We start from the raw sequence: 15,101 nt of genomic DNA on the forward strand, positions 1-15,101 counted from the left end.
GTGATCCTGATCGGGTGGGCCTACCCCGGCGAGGACACCGCACACCCAACTTCCCCCGAGATGCGCGCGGTTGATGATCTCAGGCAGGCCGGCGCGAGCCGCGGGGCCGAGCCGGTGTGAATTCGGGATTGGGTAAGTATCGCAGAAATCGTTCACTCGACTGCCGCGCATCCGACGGAGTAGGCAGACGTTACTTCGGATATGACCGAGGAACACGGGGAATTGACGGCGCTCGGCCCGTACACCTACAGGCCCGGCAAAGATCACTGTCCGTCACCGAGTGACGGAACCCTGACCAGAGGCGGCCACCCCGTTCCCCTCCGGGTGACCGAACCGGTCCTGCAACGCTTCCTGGACGTCATGACGGAACTGGAGACCGGCCTCGCCGAGCGCTGGGGCAGGGCGCAGTCCTCTCTGACCTGCCCCCGGGCGGAGTGACCGGCGCGTCGTGCACGAAGAACACACGTACCCGCACATGCCGTACGGCGAGGGCTCGTTCCGCCCCACGGGCACCGGGCGGCACCGGGCGCCCCAGGAAGCCTTCGGGGAAGCCCTCGTCCCGCCCGACCCCGGCTGGGACCCGGCCGAGGAACTCGCGTTCCTGCTCCAGGACGCGGTGGAGCAGCAGCCCGCCGTCCCGTACGGGATGGACACCTCGGCGATCCCTCCGGTGCCGGGCACGCCGCTGAGCAATCTGCAGGAAATCACCGCGGAACTGCCCCCGTTGAGAGACGCGCCCACCAGTCACCGCCGGGTCCGCCGCCCGAAGGTGAGCCGGCTGCGCGCCGCGAGCCTCTTCGTGGCGGCGCTGGCCGCGGTCATCGCGGCCTCCGTCAGCCTGTTCGGCGGCATGGTGGCCTACGAGCCGCTGCGGCTGGCCGCCGTCACGCGTACGCGCGGCAGCGTCGTGTCCTGGTGGCCGCTGCTGGTCTACGGGCCCTGGCTGGTGGCGTCGCTGGCGGTGCTGCGGTCTGCCCTGCACCAGCGCCGCGCGGTCCACTCCTGGGCCGTCGTCCTGCTGTTCTCGGCGATCGCGATGCTGCTGTGCATCGCGGAGGCGCCGCGCACGGTCAACGACGGGGCCGCCGCGGCCCTGCCGGGTCTCGCCTCGCTGGTCTGCTTCCAGCAGATCGTCCGGCAGATCACGCTCACCCGGCCGCCCCGGCGGGCGGTGCCGCGCCACCGGCAGCGTGCGGCGGCCGCGCCGGGCGACGAGGCGGCGGACACGGCCGGCCAGGACCCGGTGCCCCTCCCGCAGCAGCGGCAGAGCACCCAGCGCGCACCTCGGCCGGGCACGGGCCCCAAGAAGCGGACGTGACTCTGTGTGACTTGCCGCGGGGACAAATACAGTCTTTACGAAAGGCGCCCAATTCCTTCCCGCCGCCTCCGGCGAATGGGTAATTCGTTCTCCGGGAAGTGGTGGAGGAATTGGGCGCCGTCCGCTCAGCCCGCCACCAGCTTCACGTCCTGGTCCTTCCGCGCGTGGAAGCTCGGCAGCGGGAGGCCGCTGGTGATCCGCAGCTCCATCAGAGTCGCCTCGACGTTGGCCGCGCCGGGCTTGAGCGCGCCGGTGGAGAGCGTTCCCATGTTGGTCCAGCGGTGCTCCTTGCCGTCGCAGACCGCGCGGGTGCCGCCGATGCCGTGGCGGACGGACGAGTCCTCGCCCTGGCGCACGACGGAGCTGACGAAGACGGCGCCGTCGGCGGCGGTGCAGCGGTAGGTGCCGGTGAGGGTGACGGTGCCGTCGGCGGCGACGCGGCCGGTCCGGTCGACCGTCACGGACTCCGTGACCGCGGGGGTGTCGGCGGGGGTGTCGGTGGGGGCCGCCGTCGCGGCGGGGGCGGCCGGCAGGAACAGGGCGGCACCGGCGGCCGCGGCGAGGACCGCGGATCGTACGGGCATGGGGGTCTCCCAATCGGTCGGAGTGCGACGTGGGGTGTTCGGGTGTTCCACTGGTACCGGGCGGACGGGCCGGTGCCGGTGACCGTCACCCCTTCGGTGGCGAGTCCGCGTCGGCCGCCGTCCGTGAACCGTCGCCGGGTTGTCCGGGTGTTGTCACGCTTGCCGCCCGGGGCTTGGCGACGAGTTCCCGGCGGGCGCACGGTCTGTTCATGCGACGGTCCCGACGACGGGACGGTCTCCCGACGTGGAGGTGCGCCATGTGTACCCACCGGTCTTCCTGCCCCGCGGCCGACTCCGTCGTCCCGCACATCGTCGCCGCCCACCCGGAGCAGGGGTGGAACCTGCTGTGCGACGGCACGATCGTCTTCGACGACACCGGTGAGCTGCGGCCCGACGGGCGGGTGGTCGCGCCGCGCCGGATGCCCGCCGGGCGCCTGGCGATGGCGGCCTGAGCCCGACCGGCCGCCGGGTGCCGCTCAGCGCTTCTCGGCTCAGCGCTTCTCGGTTCAGTGCTTCTCGGCGATGAACTCCCGCAGCAGGGAGGCGAGCAGCTCCGGCTGGTCCTCGGGGATCAGCGTCCGGGCGTCCTCGACCTCCACCAGCCGCCCCTGCGGGAGAAGGTCGGCCAGGCGCCGGCCGTGGGCGCGGGGCATCATCAGGTCCTCGGTCGCCCAGACGACGAGCGCGGGCCGGTCGAACCTCCGCAGTCCCTGCGCGGCCTCCAGCAGTTCGTCGCCGCGAACGTGGGTGTTGTAGTGCCGGAAGTCGCGGCGGATCGCCGGGTCGGTGCGCAGAGGGCGCAACCAGCCGTCGACGACCGCGTCCGGCACGGGCCGCTTGGTGAGGGCGCCGATACCGACGGGGAGGCGGCGCAGCGGCTTCAGACCCAGGGTGCGGACCAGCAGGGGCACGCCGCCGGGCAGGCGGCAGGCGACGCCGATCAGCTTTCCCGGCAGTCCTGGCGGGTAGTTGTCGAACGCCTCGCACGCGACGAGCACCAGCCGTGCCAGCCGGTCCGGGTGCCTGGCCGCCACCGTCTGGGCGCGTCCGCAGTCGTTCTCGACCAGGGTCACGTCGGTCAGGTCGAGGCGGCCCAGGAACTCCGCGATCAGTTCGTTGACGAGGTCCGGCGTGGGCGGCCGGGTCAGCGGCCGCCGGTGGGAGCCGTAGGGCAGGGTCGGCGCGATCACCCGGTGGTCGGCGCGCAGGTCGGCGAGGACCCCGCGCCAGACGGTGGCGTCGTGGACGAGACCGTGGAGGAGCACGACGACCGGACCGTCCCCGCCGGTGTCCTCGTACTCGATGGTGCCCGCGCTCAGTTCGATGTCCGGCATGCCGGAACTCTAGGGCCCGCGGGCGCGTCGCGGCAGTGGGCGCTACGGCGGTTACGGCAGTACCGCGAAGCCGTCGAGTTCCACCATCGCTCGTTCGTCCCAGAGGCGTACGACCTCCACGACCGCCATCGCCGGGTAGTCGCGGCCGGCCAGTCGGCGCCAGGTGCGGCCGAGGTCGGCGGCGTGGGTGCGGTAGGCGGCGACGTCCGTGGCGTAGACGGTGACGCGGGCGAGGTCGGCGGGGGTGCCGCCGGCGGCTCGCAGGGCGGTCAGGAGGTTGGTGAGGGCCTGTTCGAACTGCGCGGGGAGGGTGTCGCCGGTGACCTTGCCGTCGGTGTCCAGGGCGGTCTGGCCGGCCAGGAACACGACGCGGGTGCCGGTGGCGACGACGGCGTGCGAGAAGCCGGTGGGCGGGGAGAGTGCGGGCGGGTTCACCCGTTCGGCGGTCATGTACCGGCCTCCTCGGTCGTCGTGTCGTGCGTGCGGTACAGCTCCTTGGCGATGATGCCGCGCTGCACCTCGCTCGCGCCCTCGTAGACGCGGGGTGCGCGCACCTCTCGGTAGAGGTGTTCCAGGAGGTGGCCGCGGCGCAGGGCGCGGGCGCCGTGCAGCTGGACGGCCCGGTCGACGACGTACTGGGCGGTCTCGGTGGCGAGGAGTTTCGCCATCGCCGCGCGCCGCGGGACGTCCGGGGCGCCCTCGTCGTACGCCGTCGCCGCCGCGTACACCATCAGGCGGGCGGCCTCGGTGCGCAGGGACATCTCGGCGACCTGGTGGGCGACGGTCTGGAGGTCGCGCAGCTTGCCGCCAAAGGCGTCACGGGAGCCGGTGTGCGCCACGGTGGCGTCGAGGGCGGCCTGCGCCATGCCGACGGCGAAGGCGCCGACGCTGGGCCGGAACAGGTTGAGGGTGTCCATCGCGACCCGGAAGCCACGGTCCGGCTCGCCGAGCACGTCGTCCGCGGTGACGGGCACGGCCTCGAAGGCGAGGGCGCCGATGGGGTGCGGCGAGAGCATGTCGAGCGGGCTGCCGGAGAGGCCGGGCCGATCGGCGGGCACGAGGAAGGCGGTCACGCCGCGGGCGCCTGCGCCGGGTGTGGTGCGGGCGAACACGGTGTAGAAGTCGGCCTCGGGCGCGTTGGAGATCCAGCACTTCTCACCGGTGAGCCGCCAGCCGGAGCCGCCGTCGGGGTCGGCGTCCAGAGCGACGGGGCCCGGTGGGGAGTCGGCGGCTCCCGTGCGGCCTCCGGGGGCGGGCACGTCCGCGTCGTCCTCGGCGGCGGGTGTCACCGCGTCCCGTCCGGTGCCGGTGCCCCCGCCGGCCCAGGCGGACTCGGCCGACGGGGCCGTGCTCGTGCCGGTCCCCGCGGCCTCCCCCGCCGGACCCCCGGCCTCCCCCGCGGCGGGCCGCGGCGCGGACGGGGTCGCCGTGAGGGTCAGGGCCGCCGCGTCCGAGCCCGCGTCGGGCTCGCTGAGGGCGAAGGCGGCGACCGTCGTGCCGGCGACGACGCCGCGGAGCCAGCGGGCGCGCTGGGCCTCGGTGCCGTGGGCGTGCACCGGGTGGGCGCCGAGGCCCTGGAGGGCGAGGGCGGTCTCGGCCTCCGTGCAGGTGTAGGCGAGGGACTCGCGCATCAGGCACAGGTCGAGCGCGCCCGAGGTGAACAGGCGGGAGAGCAGCCCGAGCGCGCCGAGTTCGGCGACGAGGGCACGGTTGACGTGGCCGGGCTCCCCCTTGTCCGCCAACGGACGCAGCCGTTCGGCGGCCAGGGCGCGCAGCTCCCCGCACCAGGTGAGTTGTGCCGGTTCGAGCGAGAATGCGGTCATCGCCGGTCCTTCCCCTGCTCCGCTGCGGCCGCTGGGTCCCACCCGAGGTTATCGCGCCCCGTTGACTGTCGTCACCAACGCGATACGCTCGATGCGCGTGCCCACCACGACAAAGGGGGCGAACCGCCATGGCAGCTCCGCACCGCGCGGAACCGAGCCGCTCCGCCCACGTCGACACCTTCGCGCGCGAGCACCTGCCACCCCCCGACCAGTGGCCGCAGCTCCGCTTCGACCTGCCGGAGCTGCGCTACCCCGCGCGGCTGAACTGCGCCGCCGAGCTGCTCGCCGGCCCGCCCGGTGATCGCCCGGTCTTCCGCACCGCCACCGGGGACACCTGGAGCTACGGCGTGCTCCAGGACCGCGTCGACCGGATCGCCCACGCGCTCACCGGCGAGCTGGGCGTCGTACCGGGCAACCGGGTGCTGCTGCGCGGCCCCACCACGCCCTGGCTGGCCGCCTGCTGGCTGGCGGTACTGAAGGCGGGCGCGGTGGCGGTCACCGTGCTGGCCCAGCAGCGCCCGCACGAGCTGGGCGCGATCTGCGAGATCGCCCGGGTGCGGCACGCCCTGTGCGACGTGCGGTCCGTGGACGACCTCGCCAAGGCGGAGGTCCCCGGACTGCGGATCACGACGTACGGCGGGGACGCCCCCGACGACCTGCTGGCCCGCACGGCGGCGGACACGGCGCCCGGCACGCCGTACCCGGCCGTGGACACCGCGGCCGACGACGTGGCGCTGATCGCCTTCACCTCGGGCACCACCGGACGCCCCAAGGGCTGCATGCACTTCCACCGTGACGTGCTGGCCATCGCCGACACCTTCTCCCGGCACGTGCTCAAGCCGGACCCGGACGACGTCTTCGCGGGCAGCCCGCCGCTCGGCTTCACCTTCGGGCTCGGCGGCCTTGTGGTCTTCCCGATGCGGGCCGGGGCGAGCGCCCTGCTGCTCGAACAGGCGGGTCCCAGGCAGCTGTTGCCGGCCGTCGCCGAGCACCGGGTGTCGGTGCTGTTCACCGCGCCGACGGCGTACCGCGCGATGCTCGACGAGCTGGACGGGTACGACGTGTCGAGCCTCAGACGGTGCGTCTCGGCGGGCGAGAACCTGCCCGCGGCCACCTGGCAGGCCTGGTACGAGCACACCGGGCTGCGCGTCATCAACGGCATCGGCGCCACCGAGCTGCTGCACATCTTCGTCTCCGCCGCCGACGGCGACATCAGACCGGGCACGACGGGCGTCCCGGTGCCGGGCTGGCACGCGCGCGTGCAGGACGCCTCCGGCGTGCCGGTGCCCGACGGCGAGCCGGGACTGCTCGCCGTGCGCGGTCCGGTGGGCTGCCGGTATCTCGCCGATCCGCGGCAGCGGGAGTACGTGCGCGACGGCTGGAACATCACCGGGGACACGTACGTACGTGAGCCCGACGGCTACTTCCGTTACGTGGCCCGGGCCGACGACATGATCATCTCTGCCGGGTACAACATCGCGGGACCGGAGGTCGAGGACGCGCTGCTGCGGCATCCGGACGTCGTGGAGGCGGCCGTGGTGGGCCGGCCCGACGCCCGGCGCGGGCAGATCGTGGTGGCCCACGCCGTGCTGAGGGAGGGCGCCGCCCGGGACGCCGATGCACTGCGCGCCTTCCTGCGGGAGGAGCTGGCGCCCTACAAGTGCCCGCGGGAGATCGTCTTCCTGGACGCGCTGCCGCGCACGGCGACGGGCAAGCTCCAGCGGTACCGGCTCCTGTCCGACGACATAAGATGATCAACGTGTACGACCAGCACGCGCAGCACGCCCCGAGGTCCCTCATCGTCACGCTCTACGGCGCCTACGGCCGTTTCGCGCCGGGCCCGGTGCCCGTCGCGGAGCTGATCCGGCTGCTGGGCGCGGTCGGGGTGGACGCTCCTTCCGTGCGCTCGTCGGTGTCCCGGCTGAAGCGGCGCGGGCTGCTGCTGCCCGCCCGTACCGCCGAGGGCGCCGCGGGCTACGAACTGTCGTCCCAGGCACGTCAGTTGCTGGACGACGGCGATCGGCGCATCTACGCCACGGCCCCGCACGACGACGAGGGCTGGGTGCTCGCCGTGTTCTCCGTGCCGGAGTCGGAGCGGCAGAAGCGGCACGTCCTGCGCTCCCGCCTGGCCGGCCTCGGCTTCGGCAGTGCGGCCCCCGGCGTGTGGATCGCCCCGGCCCGGCTGTACGAGGAGACGCGGCACACGCTGGGCCGGCTGGACCTGGACTCCTACGTGGACTTCTTCCGCGGCGAGCACCTGGGCTTCACACCGACCGCTCAGGCCGTGGCGCGCTGGTGGGACCTGGCCGCGATGGCCAAGGAGCACGAGGCGTTCCTCGACCGCCACGCACGGGTACTGCGCGACTGGGAGGGCCGGCCGGACACCCCACCGGAGGACGCCTACCGCGACTACCTCCTCGCCCTGGACTCCTGGCGCCACCTGCCCTACGCGGATCCGGGGCTGCCCGCCCGACTGCTGCCGGCGGAGTGGCCCGGCACGCGCTCGGCCGCGGTCTTCCGCGCCCTGCACGAGCGGCTGCGCGACGCGGGCTCCCGCTTCGCGGCACTTGGAGCATCAACCAGTCCCACCGAGTGACCTGCATCACACTTTTCCGGGATCAGGGAACCCTCAGCCTTCTCAGACCCTCTTCTCAGGTTTCTCACCTACCGTTCGGATGCATGAGTCTCGCGCGCAACTTGAACCGGGCCCTCACCGTCACCACCGGCCTCCAGGTGCGGAGAGCACCCCAGGCCGTGAAGGAGAAGGAGAAATGCGCCGCGCCGAAGCCGGCGGCGGCGCGCCCCGCGGCCGCCTACCGATGTCCGTCCCCCGAGGAACTTCCCACCGAGCGCCTGCTGCGTCGGCCCGTCTTCATCATCTCGTCCATCCGTTCCGGCTCCACCCTGCTGCGGATGATGCTGGGCGCCCACCCGCGGCTGCACGCCCCGCACGAGCTGCACATAGGCAGGCTGGAGGTCAGCTGCACCAACTGGTTCTCCGAGCGGGCCATGGGTGCCCTCGACCTGAAGCGCGGTGACCTGGAACACCTGCTGTGGGACCGCGTCCTGCACCGCGAACTGACCAGGTCCGGCAAGGACTTCGTGGTCGAGAAGACCCCCGCCAACGTCTACATGTTCCAGCGGCTCAAGGACTGCTGGCCCGACGCGCGCTTCGTCTTCCTGCTGCGCCACCCCGTGTCGGTGGCCCGCTCCTGGCACGAGACCGACCCCGTCAAGCGGCCGTACGACACGGCCGTCACCGACGTGCTCAAGTACCTGACGGCCGTCGAGGAGGCCCGCGCGGCGGACACCGAGGGCTTCACCGTGCGCTACGAGGACATCACCGACGACCCGGAACGCGAGATGCGCCGCCTGTGCGCGTTCCTCGGCGTCGACTACGACCCGGCCATGCTGAACTACGGCAGGAAGAGCGGCGGCGAGCTGGTCAGGGGGCTCGGCGACTGGCGCGACAACATCCGCACCGGCACCGTGCAGCCGGGCCGCGCGCTGCCCGACGCGGACGAGGTCCCGGAGCCGCTGCGCCCGGTCTGCGAGGCCTGGGGCTACGCCTCCTGAGGCCCGCCGTGCAGCGTGAGCCGGGGCCTCGGGGCGTCGGTGCGTCCGGTGCGCGGCGGACGGCTGCCCGCCCGGTACGGTGCCGGCCAGACCGCCCCCGGGCCCTCGTACCCCTGCTCGGCCGCGGCGTGCAGCGTCCAGTGCGGGTCGTAGAGGTGCGGGCGGGCGAGGGCGCACAGGTCGGTGCGCCCGGCCAGGATCAGCGAGTTGACGTCGTCCCAGGAGGAGATCGCGCCGACGGCGATCACCGGGACGCCCGCCTCGTGGCGGATGCGGTCCGCGTACGGCGTCTGGTACGACCGCCCGAACTCGGGCCGCTCGTCGGACACGACCTGCCCGGTGGACACGTCGACGGCGTCCACGCCGTGCGCCGCGAAGGCGCGGGCGATCGCCACGGCCTCCTCGGCACCGGTGCCGCCCTCGGCCCAGTCGGTGGCGGAGACGCGCACGGTCATGGGCCGTTCCCCGGGCCACACCCCGCGTACGGCGTCGAACACCTCCAGCGGGAAGCGGAGCCGCTTCTCCAGTGAGCCGCCGTAGGCGTCGGTGCGCCGGTTGGTGAGCGGGGAGAGGAAGCCGGAGAGCAGGTAGCCGTGGGCGCAGTGCAGTTCGAGCAGGTCGAAGCCGGCCCGGGCGGCGCGTGCCGCGGCGGATGTGAACTGCTCGCGGATGTCGGTCAGTTGCGCCCGGGACAGCTCGCGTGGCGTCTGGCCGCCCGGCCGGTAGGGCAGCGGCGAGGGCGCCACCAGGGGCCAGTTGCCGTCGGGCAGCGGTTCGTCCATGCCCTCCCACATCAGCCGGGTCGAGCCCTTGCGTCCGCTGTGGCCGAGCTGCACGCCGATCGCGGTGCCCGGGGCGCTCGCGTGCACGAAGTCGGTGATCCGCCGCCACGCCTCGCTCTGCCGGCCGGTGTAGAGGCCCGCGCAGCCGGGGGTGATGCGGCCCTCGGCGCTGACGCACACCATCTCCGTCATGACCAGGCCGGCGCCGCCGAGGGCGCGGGCGCCCAGGTGGACCAGGTGGAAGTCGCCGGGGACGCCGTCGACGGCGGAGTACATGTCCATCGGCGACACCACGACGCGGTTGCGCAGGGTCAGGTCGCGCAGCCGGAACGGGGTGAACATCGGAGGCGTGCCGGGCGGGCAGCCGAACTCGCGCTCCACGGACCCGGTGAAGCCCGCGTCGCGCAGCCGCAGGTTGTCGTGGGTGACCCGGCGGCTGCGGGTGAGCAGGTTGAAGGCGAACTGGCGGGGCGGCTGGCCGACGTAGCGGGCCAGGTCCTCGAACCACTCCAGGCTGGCCTTGGCCGCGCGCTGGGTCGAGGCGACGACGGGCCGCCGCTCCTCCTCGTAGGCGGCCAGGGCCTCTTCGAGGGAGGGCTGTTCCTCCAGGCAGGCCGCCAGCGCGAGGGCGTCCTCCACGGCGAGCTTCGTGCCGGAGCCGATGGAGAAGTGCGCGGTGTGGGCGGCGTCGCCGAGCAGGACGGTGTTGCCGTGCGACCAGCGTTCGTTGACGACGGTGCGGAAGGTGGTCCACGCGGAGTTGTTGGAACGCAGCGGGTTGCCCCCGAGCGCGTCGGCGAAGATCTTGGCGCAGCGGGCGGTGGACTCCGCCTCGTCGAGTTCGTCGAAGCCGGCCGCCCGCCAGACCTCCTCGCGCATCTCCACGATGACGGTCGAGGCGTCGGCCGCATAGGGGTAGCCGTGCAGTTGCATGACGCCGTGCTCGGTCTCGGCGATCTCGAAGCGGAAGGCGTCGAAGGCGAAGTCGGCGGCCAGCCAGATGTAGCGGCAGCGGTGGCCGGTGACGTGGGGGCGGAAGACGTCGCGGAAGGCCTCGCGGGTGGCGCTGTGCACGCCGTCGGCGGCCACGACGAGGTCGTACGTCCGCGCCAGCGTCTCGGGGTCGGGGGCCTCGGCCTGGAAGCGGAGGCCGACGCCGAGGGCGTGGCAGCGGTCGTGCAGGATCTCCAGGAGGCGGCGGCGGCCGAGGGCGGCGAAGCGGTGTCCTCCGGAGGTGTGGCGGTGGCCACGGTGGACGATGTCGATGTCGTCCCAGCGGACGAAGTGGGCCTTGAGGGCCGCGTAGACGTCCGCGTCGGCGTGTTCGATGCCGCCGAGGGTTTCGTCGGAGAGGACGACACCGAAGCCGAAGGTGTCGTCGGGGGCGTTGCGTTCGTAGACGGTGATCTCGCGGTCGGGGGCGAGGCGTTTGAGGAGGGCGGCGGTGTAGAGGCCGCCGGGGCCTCCGCCGACGACGGCGATGCGGTGGGGGTGGTTGCTCTTCGTGGGCGGCTGCGGGTGCGTTGGGGCTGGTCGCGCAGTTCCCCGCGCCCCTGGGGTGGGTGCGCTCCCCTGGGCTGGCAGCATCCGTCTACCTCCCTCGCCACTTCGGGGGGCGTTTCTCCGTGAAGGAGGCGTGGAATTCCGCGTAGTCCTCGCCGGTCATCAGGAGGGCCTGGGTGGCGGCGTCGAGTTCGATCGCCGTGGCCAGGGGCATGTCCAGTTCGGCGGTGAGGAGGGCCTTGGTCTGGGCGTGGGCGAGGGCGGGGCCGTCGGCGAGGCGGCGGGCGAGGGCGTGGGCGGCCTCGTCGGCGCGGCCCTCGTCGGTCAGTTCGCTGATCAGGCCGATGCGCTCGGCCTCGGGCGCCCGCACCGTGTCGCCGAGCATCAGCAGCCGGGTGGCGTGGCCGAGGCCGACGACGCGGGGCAGCAGGTACGCGGCGCCCATGTCGCCGCCGGAGAGGCCGACGCGGGTGAAGAGGAAGGCGAAGCGGGCGGACGGGTCGGCGACGCGGAAGTCGGCGGCCAGCGCGAGGACCGCGCCCGCGCCCGCGGCGACGCCGTGCAGCGCGGCGATCACCGGGAACGGGCACTCCCGTACCGCGCGCACCACCTGGCCGGTCATCCGGTTGAAGTCCAGGAGCTGGGCGGTGTCCATGGACAGCGTCGCGCCGATGATCTCGTCGACGTCGCCGCCGGAGCAGAAGCCGCGGCCCTCGCCGGCCAGGACCAGGGCGCGCACGGACCGCTCCCGGGACAGTTCGGCGAGCAGGTCGCGCAGGTCGGCGTAGGCCTCGAAGGTGAGGGCGTTGAGCTTGTCGGGGCGGGCGAGGGTGACGGTGGCGACGCCGTCGGCGCGCTCGACGCGCAGGTGCCGCCAGTCGGAGGTGGGGGCGGCGGAGCCGGTGAAGGGACTCATGACGGGCGGGGCCTCCTAGGGCGGGCACGGCCTCACTGAGCGTGGTGTCTCGCGGCCCTTCGAAGTTATCACCCTTCCGTGACCGTCGTCACGAGGGCGCGATACTTCAGTCCCGTGCCGGGAGGGCCGAAGGTCCCGGGGGTGCCCGTCGAACGGCTCTGCCGGGTGGCGCCGTACCATTCATACGGTTGAAAGCAGGACAGGACGCCCTGCTCCACGAAACGGACCCGCCGTGCAAGATCACTCCAAAGCTCCCGCCTCCTGGCGCATCGCGCTGCCGCACTCCGCCGCGGCCGTGCCGGTGGCCCGTGCCCTGGTGCGCACGGCCCTGGCCGAGCTGGAGCACACGGCGGACGGCGACACCGCGGAGCTGCTGACGGCGGAACTGGTCGCCAACGCCGTGGAGCACACCTCGGGCGGGACGCCGATCGAGCTGGTGGTGGAGCTGAGGCCGACCGGCTGCCAGGTCGAGGTGCACGATCCGGACCCGGCACCGCCCGCCGACCTCACCCGCCCCGGGATCGAGCCGCCCGACCCGTGGCAGGAACACGGGCGCGGTCTGCTGCTGATCCGCGCCCTCAGCTCGTCCTGCGGTCACCGGCCCGCCGGCTCGGGCAAGGCGGTCTGGTTCAGGCTTCCTGCGGTACCCGCTCCGCGTTGCTCTCCGGAGTGACCTCCGCACGGGTGAGGCGGGAGTGCCTGCGGCCGTAGGCCGTGTACACCAGCAGCCCCACCGCCAGGAACACCGCGAACTGGAGCCAGGTGGCGCCGCCCGTCTCGTACATCAGGTAGAGGCAGAAACCGACGCCCAGGAGCGGGGTCACCGGGTACAGCGGCACCCGGAAGGTGCGGGCCAGGCCCGGCTCGCGGCGGCGCAGCGCGATGACCGAGACGTTCACGGCGGCCATGGTGGCGAGGGTGCCGATGGTGCACAGGTTGACCACCGCGTCCAGCGGCGCGAAGGCCGCGGGGAGGGCGAAGACCACGCCGACGATCAGGGTTCCGGCGACCGGGGTGGCGGTGCGCGGCGAGACCTTCTCGAAGACCCGCGGGATCAGTCCGTCCCGGGACATCGACATCAGGATGCGGGTCTGGCCGTACATGACGGCGAGCACCACCGAGGCGATGGCGACGACCGCGCCGAAGGCGACCACGCCGCCGCCGACCGTGGAGCCGGTGACCTCGTTGACGACGTACGAGAGCGCGGCGGGCCGGTCGCCGACCGCGTCACCGCCGACGGCGCCGATCGCGGCGACGGCGACCGCGCAGTAGAGCAGGGTGACCAGGCCGATGCAGACCAGGATCGCGACGGGGATGTCCCGGCGCGGGTTCTTGGCCTCCTCGCCGGCCGTGGTGATCGCGTCGAAGCCGATGTACGAGAAGAAGGCGGCCGTGGTGCCGGCGCCGATGCCGCCGAGGCCGGCCGGTGAGAACGGGCTGAGGTTGCCGTCCTTGAAGGCGACGAAGCCGATGGCGCAGAAGGCGATCAGGACGGCCAGCTTGAGGACGGCCATCGCGGCCGTGGCCCGGGCGCTCTCCCGCACGCCGCGCACCAGGAGGACGCAGGCCAGGGCGATGACGATCACCGCGGGCAGGTTGACCGCGCCCCCGTCGCCGGGGCCCGCGGACAGGGCGTGCGGCAGCTGGACACCGAGGACGCTGTCGAGCAGCTCGTTGACGTACTGGCTCCAGCCGACGGCGACCGCGGAGACCGAGACGCCGTACTCCAGGAGCAGGCACCAGCCGACGAGGAAGGCGGTGCGCTCGCCGAGCCCGGCGTAGGCGAAGGAGTACGAGGAGCCGGAGACCGGGATCGCGCCGCCCAGCTCGGCGAAGGCGAACGCGGTGAAGACGCAGGTGATCGCGGCCAGCACGAAGGAGACGACGACGGCCGGACCGGCCTCGGCGACGGAGTCGGACAGGCCGACGAAGATGCCGGTGCCGACGATCGCGCCGACGCCGAAGCAGACGAGCTGGAAGAGGCCCATCGTGCGCTGCAGGCCGTGGCCTTCGCGGTCGGCGCCGGATTCGGCGATGAGGACCTGGGGGGACTTGATGCGGGAAGCGGGCATTGCGGGTGGTGCTCGTTTCTGGTGGTGCGGGGCGCGACGGTGGTCGCGGCGGCGGCTCCGGAAGGGGTGGCTCCGGGGCCGCCGGACAGCATAGGGCCTGTTCAGGCGAGGGTGGCCACGAGTACGGCCTTGATGGTGTGCAGCCGGTTCTCCGCCTCGTCGAAGACCACGGAGTGCGCGGACTCGAAGACCTCGTCCGTGACCTCCAGGGACTCCAGGCCGTGGGCCTCGAAGATCTCCTGGCCGACCTTGGTGCCCAGGTCGTGGAAGGCGGGCAGGCAGTGGAGGAACTTGACGTCCGGGTTGCCGGTGGCGCGCAGGACGTCCATGGTCACCGCGTAGGGGGCGAGGGCCTTGATCCGCTCGGCCCAGACCTCCTTGGGCTCGCCCATGGAGACCCAGACGTCGGTGACGACGAACCCGGCGCCGCGCACCCCCTCGTCCACGTCCTCGGTGAGGGTGATCCGCGCCCCGCTGGACTCGGCCAGCGCCCTCGCCCGGTCGACGACTCCCTGAGCGGGCCAGTACGCGCGCGGGGCCACGATGCGCACGTCCATGCCGAGCAGGGCGCCGGTGACCAGGTAGGAGTTGCCCATGTTGAAGCGGGCGTCACCGAGGTACGCGAAGGCGGTCTCCGACAGGGGCCGGTCGGTGTGCTCGGTCATCGTGAGCACGTCGGCGAGCATCTGGGTGGGGTGCCAGTCGTCGGTCAGGCCGTTGTAGACGGGGACACCTGCGGAGGCGGCCAGCTCCTCGACCTTGGCCTGGCTGTCCCCCCGGTACTGGATCGCGTCGTACATCCGGCCCAGGACGCGGGCGGTGTCCTTCACGGACTCCTTGTGGCCGATCTGCGAGCCGGCGGGGTCGAGGTAGGTCGTCGAGGCGCCCTGGTCGGCGGCGGCGACCTCGAACGCGCAACGGGTGCGCGTCGAGGTCTTCTCGAAGATCAGCGCGATGTTCCTGCCCTGGAGATACCGTGTCTCGGCCCCGGCCTTCTTCGCCGCCTTCAGCTCCGCGGCCAGCTCGACCAGGCCGCGGAACTCCTCCTCGGTGAAATCCAGCTCCTTGAGGAAGTGACGGCCGGCGAGGGCGGTCGGGACTGTCGCCATGGGGCGCTCCAGAGGTACAGGGTCGGGGCTGACTCCTGGAAGTCTATACGAACTTCTGAATTTCTATACATCCCCGCCGTTGTG

General features: G+C 72.9%; 14 protein-coding genes. 6 read left to right on the forward strand and 8 right to left on the reverse strand.

Going from position 1 to position 15,101, the window contains the following annotated elements:
* The first annotated feature begins 475 nt into the window (after positions 1-475).
* On the forward strand, positions 476-1,318 hold the full coding sequence (locus tag ACGF3J_RS10775; protein ID WP_161330676.1) for a DUF2637 domain-containing protein: 843 nt from the start codon (positions 476-478) through the stop codon (positions 1,316-1,318).
* Between the two features lie 125 nt (positions 1,319-1,443).
* On the opposite strand, the gene ACGF3J_RS10780 is transcribed toward ACGF3J_RS10775, so the two are convergent.
* Positions 1,444-1,902: a DUF6299 family protein gene (locus ACGF3J_RS10780; protein WP_393853937.1), complete on the reverse strand. Its 459-nt coding sequence runs from the start codon at positions 1,900-1,902 to the stop codon at positions 1,444-1,446.
* Between the two features lie 257 nt (positions 1,903-2,159).
* On the opposite strand from ACGF3J_RS10780, the gene ACGF3J_RS10785 reads away from it, so the two are divergent.
* The gene (locus tag ACGF3J_RS10785) at positions 2,160-2,354 is read left to right on the forward strand and encodes a DUF5999 family protein (RefSeq protein WP_161330667.1); all 195 of its coding nucleotides are present in this window, start codon (positions 2,160-2,162) and stop codon (positions 2,352-2,354) included.
* 54 nt (positions 2,355-2,408) lie between these two features.
* Here the strand turns inward: ACGF3J_RS10785 and ACGF3J_RS10790 are convergent, their stop codons facing one another.
* Genes ACGF3J_RS10790 through ACGF3J_RS10800 form a run of 3 tightly spaced genes read right to left on the reverse strand, consistent with a single transcriptional unit; the run spans position 2,409 to position 5,059 of the window.
* Positions 2,409-3,236, reverse strand: a complete 828-nt coding sequence (locus tag ACGF3J_RS10790; RefSeq protein WP_161330665.1) for an alpha/beta fold hydrolase — start codon at positions 3,234-3,236, stop codon at positions 2,409-2,411.
* A gap of 51 nt (positions 3,237-3,287) precedes the next feature.
* Complete coding sequence (locus ACGF3J_RS10795) at positions 3,288-3,686, reverse strand: RidA family protein (RefSeq protein WP_161330663.1); 399 nt, start codon at positions 3,684-3,686, stop codon at positions 3,288-3,290.
* Positions 3,683-5,059, reverse strand: a complete 1,377-nt coding sequence (locus ACGF3J_RS10800; RefSeq protein WP_393853938.1) for an acyl-CoA dehydrogenase family protein — start codon at positions 5,057-5,059, stop codon at positions 3,683-3,685. Before ACGF3J_RS10800 ends, ACGF3J_RS10795 begins: the two co-directional genes overlap by 4 nt.
* A 65-nt stretch (positions 5,060-5,124) precedes the next feature.
* On the opposite strand from ACGF3J_RS10800, the gene ACGF3J_RS10805 reads away from it, so the two are divergent.
* From ACGF3J_RS10805 to ACGF3J_RS10815, 3 genes are all read left to right on the forward strand, one after another.
* Entirely contained in the window at positions 5,125-6,813 is a 1,689-nt protein-coding gene (locus ACGF3J_RS10805; protein WP_393854036.1) for an AMP-binding protein, read from the forward strand.
* Positions 6,810-7,655, forward strand: a complete 846-nt coding sequence (locus ACGF3J_RS10810) for a PaaX family transcriptional regulator C-terminal domain-containing protein (RefSeq protein ID WP_161330659.1) — start codon at positions 6,810-6,812, stop codon at positions 7,653-7,655. The genes ACGF3J_RS10805 and ACGF3J_RS10810 overlap by 4 nt, the downstream gene beginning before the upstream one ends.
* A gap of 83 nt (positions 7,656-7,738) precedes the next feature.
* Positions 7,739-8,635 (forward strand): sulfotransferase family protein, encoded by an 897-nt coding sequence (locus tag ACGF3J_RS10815; RefSeq protein ID WP_393853939.1) that lies wholly within the window; start codon positions 7,739-7,741, stop codon positions 8,633-8,635.
* Here the strand turns inward: ACGF3J_RS10815 and ACGF3J_RS10820 are convergent.
* A complete protein-coding gene (locus ACGF3J_RS10820; protein ID WP_393853940.1) occupies positions 8,623-11,004 on the reverse strand; it encodes a bifunctional salicylyl-CoA 5-hydroxylase/oxidoreductase in 2,382 nt (793 codons plus the stop codon). The two genes, ACGF3J_RS10815 and ACGF3J_RS10820, sit on opposite strands and share 13 nt — an antisense overlap.
* Positions 11,005-11,008: 4 nt before the next feature.
* Positions 11,009-11,836, reverse strand: coding sequence for an enoyl-CoA hydratase family protein (locus ACGF3J_RS10825; RefSeq protein WP_161330656.1), 828 nt, complete (start codon positions 11,834-11,836; stop codon positions 11,009-11,011).
* 232 nt (positions 11,837-12,068) lie between these two features.
* Here ACGF3J_RS10825 and ACGF3J_RS10830 point away from each other — a divergent pair, with 232 nt between their 5' ends.
* A complete protein-coding gene (locus tag ACGF3J_RS10830; protein ID WP_346346212.1) occupies positions 12,069-12,509 on the forward strand; it encodes an ATP-binding protein in 441 nt (146 codons plus the stop codon).
* On the opposite strand, the gene ACGF3J_RS10835 is transcribed toward ACGF3J_RS10830, so the two are convergent.
* Entirely contained in the window at positions 12,466-13,908 is a 1,443-nt protein-coding gene (locus tag ACGF3J_RS10835; RefSeq protein ID WP_161330654.1) for an amino acid permease, read from the reverse strand. The two genes, ACGF3J_RS10830 and ACGF3J_RS10835, sit on opposite strands and share 44 nt — an antisense overlap.
* Positions 13,909-14,009: 101 nt before the next feature.
* Positions 14,010-15,017, reverse strand: coding sequence for an ornithine carbamoyltransferase (gene argF / locus ACGF3J_RS10840; protein ID WP_393853941.1), 1,008 nt, complete (start codon positions 15,015-15,017; stop codon positions 14,010-14,012).
* Between the last annotated feature and the right edge of the window lie 84 nt (positions 15,018-15,101).

This window comes from Streptomyces sp. NPDC048171, from assembly GCF_043202655.1.
In the GTDB taxonomy this organism is placed as follows: domain Bacteria; phylum Actinomycetota; class Actinomycetes; order Streptomycetales; family Streptomycetaceae; genus Streptomyces.